7 protein-coding genes are annotated in these 6017 nt (G+C 70.8%); 3 read left to right on the top strand and 4 right to left on the bottom strand.

Features of this window, described 5'->3' with window-relative positions:
- From D588_RS24460 to D588_RS0110605, 3 genes are all read right to left on the bottom strand, one after another.
- The coding region (locus D588_RS24460; RefSeq protein WP_043084345.1) for a histidinol dehydrogenase at window positions 1–277 on the bottom strand (277 nt) is incomplete at its 3' end.
- Window positions 274–1188 carry an ATP phosphoribosyltransferase gene (gene hisG, locus D588_RS0110610; protein ID WP_017908285.1) on the bottom strand — a complete coding sequence of 305 codons (915 nt, stop codon included), beginning with the start codon at window positions 1186–1188 and terminating at the stop codon, window positions 274–276. The genes hisG and D588_RS24460, both read right to left, overlap by 4 nt.
- A gap of 9 nt (window positions 1189–1197) precedes the next feature.
- Window positions 1198–1524, bottom strand: coding sequence for a YerC/YecD family TrpR-related protein (locus D588_RS0110605; RefSeq protein ID WP_017915950.1), 327 nt, complete (start codon window positions 1522–1524; stop codon window positions 1198–1200).
- Window positions 1525–1854: 330 nt separating this feature from the next.
- Between D588_RS0110605 and D588_RS0110600 the strand changes: the two genes are divergently transcribed.
- Window positions 1855–2964, top strand: a complete 1110-nt coding sequence (locus D588_RS0110600) for a hypothetical protein (RefSeq protein ID WP_232764275.1) — start codon at window positions 1855–1857, stop codon at window positions 2962–2964.
- Between the two features lie 114 nt (window positions 2965–3078).
- On the opposite strand, the gene hisS is transcribed toward D588_RS0110600, so the two are convergent.
- A complete protein-coding gene (gene hisS / locus D588_RS0110595; protein WP_017915948.1) occupies window positions 3079–4479 on the bottom strand; it encodes a histidine--tRNA ligase in 1401 nt (466 codons plus the stop codon).
- Between the two features lie 111 nt (window positions 4480–4590).
- On the opposite strand from hisS, the gene D588_RS0110590 reads away from it, so the two are divergent.
- Together D588_RS0110590 and D588_RS0110585 are read left to right on the top strand one after the other, a co-directional pair.
- Window positions 4591–5346: a helix-turn-helix domain-containing protein gene (locus tag D588_RS0110590; protein ID WP_017912245.1), complete on the top strand. Its 756-nt coding sequence runs from the start codon at window positions 4591–4593 to the stop codon at window positions 5344–5346.
- A 300-nt stretch (window positions 5347–5646) separates the two neighbouring features.
- Window positions 5647–5961, top strand: coding sequence for a hypothetical protein (locus D588_RS0110585; protein ID WP_017912246.1), 315 nt, complete (start codon window positions 5647–5649; stop codon window positions 5959–5961).
- The last annotated feature ends 56 nt before the right edge of the window (window positions 5962–6017 follow it).

The following is a 6017-nucleotide window of genomic DNA, read 5'->3' as shown; positions in this document are numbered from 1 at the left end:
CGATCCGCGCCGCCGCCTCGGCCATCGCCGTGCGCAGCGGCGCCGGCACCGCCGCCTCGGCGGCGGCGAACTCGGCGGCGCTCACTTCGAAGGTCTCCAGCACCACGCCGTCGAAACGCGCGGTGAGCTCGCGCAGCGCGCCGTCGCCGCGGCTGCGCACGTCATTGAGCACCTGCGCCACCGCGTTGCGGGTCTGCTCGGCCACGCGCTGCACCGGCCGGGTCAGCGCCTGGGTGCGTTCCTGCGCGTCGAGCGCGCTCCATTCCAAACGATTCATGCCAGCGACCGCTCCACCGTCAACACCATCAAGCCCTGCGCGCCCGCGCGCTCCAGTTCCTCCATGCGCTGCCAGGTGATCGCACCGTGGCACATGGTCTGCAGCTGCAGCGGGCCATCGGCATCGCCGGGCAGTTGCACCAGCGGTTCGGCGTCGGGCAGCAACCGCGCCAGGTCGGCGACGCGCTCGCGCGCGGCGCGGAACATCAGCAGCTTGCTGTCGCGCAGCTTGAGCACGCCGTCGAGCCGGCGCAGCAGCATCGCCGCCAGGCCCGCGCGGGCGTCGGCCGGTTCGCGGACTGGGCCGGCCAGCACCGCCTCGCTCTCCAGCAACGTCTCCACCGGCTTGAGCTGGTTGGCGGCCAGGGTAGCGCCGCTGGAGACCAGATCGCAGATCAGGTCGGCGGTGCCCAGGCGCGGCGCGATCTCCACCGAACCGGACAGCTCCACCACCTGCGCGGCGATGCCACGCGCGTCCAGCCAGTCGGCCAGCACCGCCGGGTAGCTGGTGGCGATGCGCAGCCCCTGCACCTGCTGCGGACCGCTCCACTCCCAACTGTCCGGCACCGCCAGCATCAGCCGGCACTGCCCGAAGTTGAGCCCGCGCAGGGCACGATAGGCCTCGGGCAGGCCATTGCGGCGGCGCTCGCCGGCCTGCTCCTCGAGTTCGTTGCGGCCGACGATGCCGAAGTCGCACACGCCGTCGGCGATCAGCCCGGGAATATCGTCGTCGCGCACCAGCAGCAGGTCGACCGGCAACGATTCGCCGTAGCAGAACAGCTTGTCGCGGCTCTCGCGCCAGCTCAGCCCGCAGGCGGCCAGCACCGCACGGGCCGGCTCGGCCAGGCGGCCACTCTTCTGGATCGCGATACGCAGCCGGTCGCGGGCCGGTGCTGCCAGGGAAGCACTCATCAGGACATCTCAGTGGGAATCGGAGGGGCGCGCCGTCTGCCGGCGCAGCGCCGCGGCATAGCCGCCGGCGCCGTATTCCAGGGTCCGTGCGACACGGCCGATGGTGGTGACGCTGACCTGGGTCAGGTCGTGGATCTCGCGGTACGGCACGCCCTTTAGCAGCAGCGGCACCACCCGCCAGCGGTCAGCCATCGCCTCCAGCTCGGCCGGCGTGCACAGATCCTGCAGGAACGCCGCCACTTCCTGCGGCTTGCCGAGCTGGGCCAGGGTGCGCGCCAACGCCTTGAACGAGGCGTCGCTGTCGCGGTCTTCTACAGGGACGGGGCGTTGTTTCATTGCGCTAATGTAATAGCACGTTATTACAAGGTCAAGCTTGCACGGGTCGCAGCGACCTGGCATTCAGCCTCCGGGCCATCCTGTTGCGCGTTCTGGCGCCGTGCGCGTTGCCGCGATCCGGCCTCACGCTGCGCGCAGACGTCTCCTGTGGCGGATGGAAGGATCGCCCGGCGGCCGCTAGGATCGGCGATGACCGCCGCCGCTCTGGAGTACCGCATGCGCACTGCGTGTTTTGCCGCCCTTGTCCTGTGCATGGCGATGTCGGCAGCGGCGCAGCCGCCACCGGCGCCTCCCGCCCAGGGGGCCGCAAACGCCGACACCGCGGCCACTGTGAAGCAACTGCCAATCCGCTCCAGCACCCAGCTCGCCGCCTACCTGCGCGCCCATGCAGGCCAACGCACGCCGCTGGACGCGCTCACGCCCGGCGCCCGCGAACGCTTCCTCGACGGCCTGGTGTTCGGCCGCAATGGCCTGGGTGGATTCGATACGCAGGACCTGCCGCAGCTGACCCGCACGCAAGGCCGGGCGCTGCTGGCGCTGTTCGGGGTCGAGCGCTACGCGGAAAGCTTGCCGCACTGGGCGACGCAACCGCGCGTCCACGAGCCTACCGCCGCGATCGGCGACCTGGAGCGTCGCTACAACGGCTACAACCGGAATCTGGACGGCCTCGGTCGCACTGGACGCGATCCCTGGCCCGCAGTGCGCAGCGCCCTGCCCGAAGCATTCGACCCCGCCGCCATCGCGCAATCGGACGCGGCCGCGCTGGATCTTCTGTATCGGGCCGTCGTCGCGACCTACGCGCTGCGCCCCACCCCCGCGGGGCTGGACACGCAACTGCAGGTGTTGGCGCAGTTGCGGCGCCGCGGCCAGGCCAGCGCGGCGCAGGTGGACGACGCCGGCAACGCGCTGCTGCTCGCGCATCGCGTGGACGACGCACGGCGCCTGCTGGCCGAGGGCGGCAGCGCCGACTGGCCGCATTGGCTGCGCTTCGAGGACCGCCTGGGCGCGGCGGCGCAGGGGCCGACGCTGTGGTCGCTGGAACCCGATGGGCGCACGCTGCACCGGCAGCGGATCGATCTGGGGCCACCTCAGATCCTGGTCACCGCCGGCTGCCATTTCGCCGCCGACGCCGCGCGCGCCATCGCCGCCGATCCCGAACTGGGTCCGGCGTTCCGCCGCCATGCGCTGTGGCTGACCCTGCCGCCCGGCAGCGAGGACCTGGAGGCGCTGCGCGCCTGGAACCAGGCGCAGCCGCAGACGCCGCTGCATCCGCTCTACGACGTGGAGGAATGGCCGCTGTTGCCGCGCGAGTGGCGCATGCCCACGTTCTTCCTGGTGCGCGACGGCAAGGTCGTCGCGCAAGTGCAGGGCTGGCCGGCGGACGATGGCGCGCAGCGGCGTGCACTCAAGGCGATGCTGCAGGGTGCCGGCCTGCTGTAGCCTGCGTTCTTGGGATCAGCCGTGGCCGGGATCGGCCATGCCGGTCACGGCTGAAGCCGCTACTACGAAGATCTCGCACAGCGCGGCGGCCGTCGCCGGCCGCCGCCACCAGACTCAGGCCATCACCTTGGCCTGCTCCAGCTCCACCTGCAGCGTGCTGGCCAGTTCGTCGCGGGCGATCTCGAACTGCTGCTCGCGCAGCAGGTCCTTGACCGCGACCACCCCGCGCGCCAGCTCGTCGTCGCCGGCCAGCACCACAAAGCGGATGCCGGCACGGGCCGCGTACTGGAACTGCTTGCCGATCTTCTTCGGCTCCATCTGCACTTCGGTGTTGATGCCGCCGGCGCGCAGGCGCCGCGCGATGTCCAGCGCGTCGTCCAGCTTGGCTTCGTCCATCAGCGCCACCATGGCCTGCACGCTGCTGGAGGCGATGCCGTCGATCAGGCCGGCCTCGCGCAACTGCCAGAACAGCCGGGTCAGACCGATGGAGATGCCCACGCCGGGCAGCTTGGATTTGCTGTAGTGGCTGGCCAGGTCTTCGTAGCGGCCGCCCGAGCAGATCGAGCCGATCTGCGGATAGTCGGTCAGCAAGGTCTCGTAGACGGTGCCGGTGTAGTAGTCCAGGCCGCGGGCGATGGAGAAATTGAGGCAGTACGCGGTCTCCGGCACGCCCAGCGCCTTGACCAGGGCCAGCACCTCGCGCAGTTCGGCCACGCCCTCGCGCAGGGTCGCACTGGACGCCGCATCGGCCTCCAGCGCCTGCAGCCGCGCCAACGCGTCGTCGTGGCCGCTGGAGCGGACTGCGACGAAGTCGAGGATGCGCTGCACCTGCTCGGCGGGAATGCCGAAGCCTTCGCCGGTGAGCGTCTCGCGCACGTAGTCGGCGCCGCGCTTGTCCAGCTTGTCGACCTCGCGCAGCACCGCGAGCTGGCGTTCGCCCTCGGCCACGCCCAGGCTCTCGAAGAAACCGCGCATCAGCTTGCGGTTGTTCAACTGCACGGCGAAATCGCCGATGCCCAGCTCGGCGAACACCGCGTGGATCACCGCCAGCACCTCGGCGTCGTAGCGGATGCTCAGCGCGTCCTTGCCGATCACGTCGATGTCGCATTGGTAGAACTCGCGGAAGCGGCCACGCTGGGCGCGCTCGCCGCGGTACACGCGCTGCATCTGGTAGCGCCGGAACGGGAAGCTCAGCTCGTGTTCGTGCTCGGCCACGTAGCGGGCCAGCGGCACGGTCAGGTCGAAGCGCAGCGCCAGCTCCGGCAGCCCGCCCTCGCCGCCCTCGGCCGCGGCATTGGCCAGCGCACCGGTGGACTGCACGAAGTACACCTGGCGCTCGGTCTCACCGCCGGACTTGGTCAGCAGCACGTCGGACAGCTCGAACACCGGCGTCTCCACCGGCAGGAACCCGAACCGCTCGTAATTGCGGCGGATGACGTCCAGCATGCGCTGGAACGCGATCTGCTCGCGTGGCAGCAATTCCATGATGCCGGGCGGCGTACGGGGCTTGATCACGTGCGGAACTCCTGCGATTCGGGGGCGAGCGGGACGCCAATTCTAGCCGCACCGGCCACGCGCGGCCGCATCGGCGTATCATTCGCCGGTGCCGAAGCCGCTGCCCCGCCCATGAACAGGCCTCCTTCCGGATTCGCCCTGCCCTACGCCGACGCGTCCGCCCCGCGCGAACCGCGCGGCAACGAATGCCTGCATTGCGCGGTCCGCCACTTGGCGATCTGCTCGGCGCTGGCCTGCGACGAGGTGCAGGCGCTGGAACGGGCCACGACCTCGCTGCACTACGCCGCCGGCGCCACTCTGGCCCGCACCGGCGAGGCACGACAGGCGGTCTACACCGTCACCGCCGGCGCGCTGCGCCTGGTCCGCACCCTCGCCGACGGACGCCGCCAGGTGGCCGGTTTCGTCCTGCCCGGCGACTACGTCGGCCTGAGCGAATCGGCCAGGCACCGCCACGATATCGAAGCCATCGCCGACAGCCGGGTGTGCCGGGTGCCGGTGGCGCAGATGCAGCAGTTGCGCACGCAGTTCCCGCACCTGGAGCGCAAGCTGCTGCAACGCGCCTGCCTGGAGCTGGATGCGGCGCAGGACGCGGCGCTGTCGCTGGCGCGGCTGCAGCCGGCCGAGAAACTGGCCGACTTCCTGCTCAAGCTGGCGGCCCGCGCGGCGCGCCAGGGCGATGCCGGCAACAAGGTGGTGCTGCCGATGGGCCGCGGCGACATCGCCGACCATCTCGGCCTGACCATGGAGACGGTCAGCCGCACCTTCACCAAGCTGCGCCAGCAGGGCCTGATCGCGCTGCCGCAACTGCATGTGGTGGAGATTCGCGACTTCGCCGCGCTGCACCGGCTGGCGTCGGACGAAGACTGAGCGGACCGGCGTGGCGATTTTTTCGCCACGCGGCTGCAGGCACCGACGCCATGCGGTGTCTGGCCACTTATCCACAGGATTCCAGAGCAACGCTCCACATCGCGTGTGGACAACCGTGCAGCGCCCGCCGGCGGCCAACCGATCACCGGTTTGCTGCCGCGTGCAGCACCGCCGCACCGCCAGCTCTGAACGCTTCAGCCGGCCATCGCGGCGGCGACGCCCGACCGGCATAGACTGCGTGCGCAACACACCTGCGGCGCCGCCGCGGTGCCGGTGGGGGGGACCACTCGGAGGGCCAACATGGCCGTCGCCATCGAGATGCAACACGCCTCGCGCGCCTGCGTGATGCTGGACCGCGAGCGCGAACTGGAGTTCTGGAAGGCGCATTACGCACACAGCCCCTTCCATCAGCCCGGTTACACGTTCCACGACTACGAGCCGGCGCTGAAGCTGGCCTACGACGCCTACCTCAAGTACCACGGCCAGCGCGTGGAGGAAGTCGTCGCGCAACTGCGCGACGTGTTCCTGCGCGACCACCCGCGCTCGCGCCTGGACTGGCTGCAGGTGCGCGGCATCGTCCTGGCCGCCTGGCAGCGGCTGCAGCCGTCCGACTGAGCCGTCGGGCGCGCTCGCGCGCCCCGGCCTGCGCTGCTCAGCCGGCCAGCAGCCGC

It is taken from the genome of Xanthomonas sp. SHU 308, assembly GCF_000364645.1.
GTDB lineage: Bacteria > Pseudomonadota > Gammaproteobacteria > Xanthomonadales > Xanthomonadaceae > Xanthomonas_A > Xanthomonas_A sontii.
The sequence above is the reverse complement of the archived record's forward strand: the minus strand, read 5'-3'. Positions and strand labels throughout refer to the sequence as shown.

Coding starts and splice junctions, on each gene's coding strand:
- hisG (WP_017908285.1), bottom strand. CDS start 1,188: ATGAGTGCTTCCCTGGCAGCACCGGCCCGCGACCGGCTGCGTATCGCG.
- D588_RS0110605 (WP_017915950.1), bottom strand. CDS start 1,524: ATGAAACAACGCCCCGTCCCTGTAGAAGACCGCGACAGCGACGCCTCG.
- D588_RS0110590 (WP_017912245.1), top strand. CDS start 4,591: ATGAACAGGCCTCCTTCCGGATTCGCCCTGCCCTACGCCGACGCGTCC.
- D588_RS0110585 (WP_017912246.1), top strand. CDS start 5,647: ATGGCCGTCGCCATCGAGATGCAACACGCCTCGCGCGCCTGCGTGATG.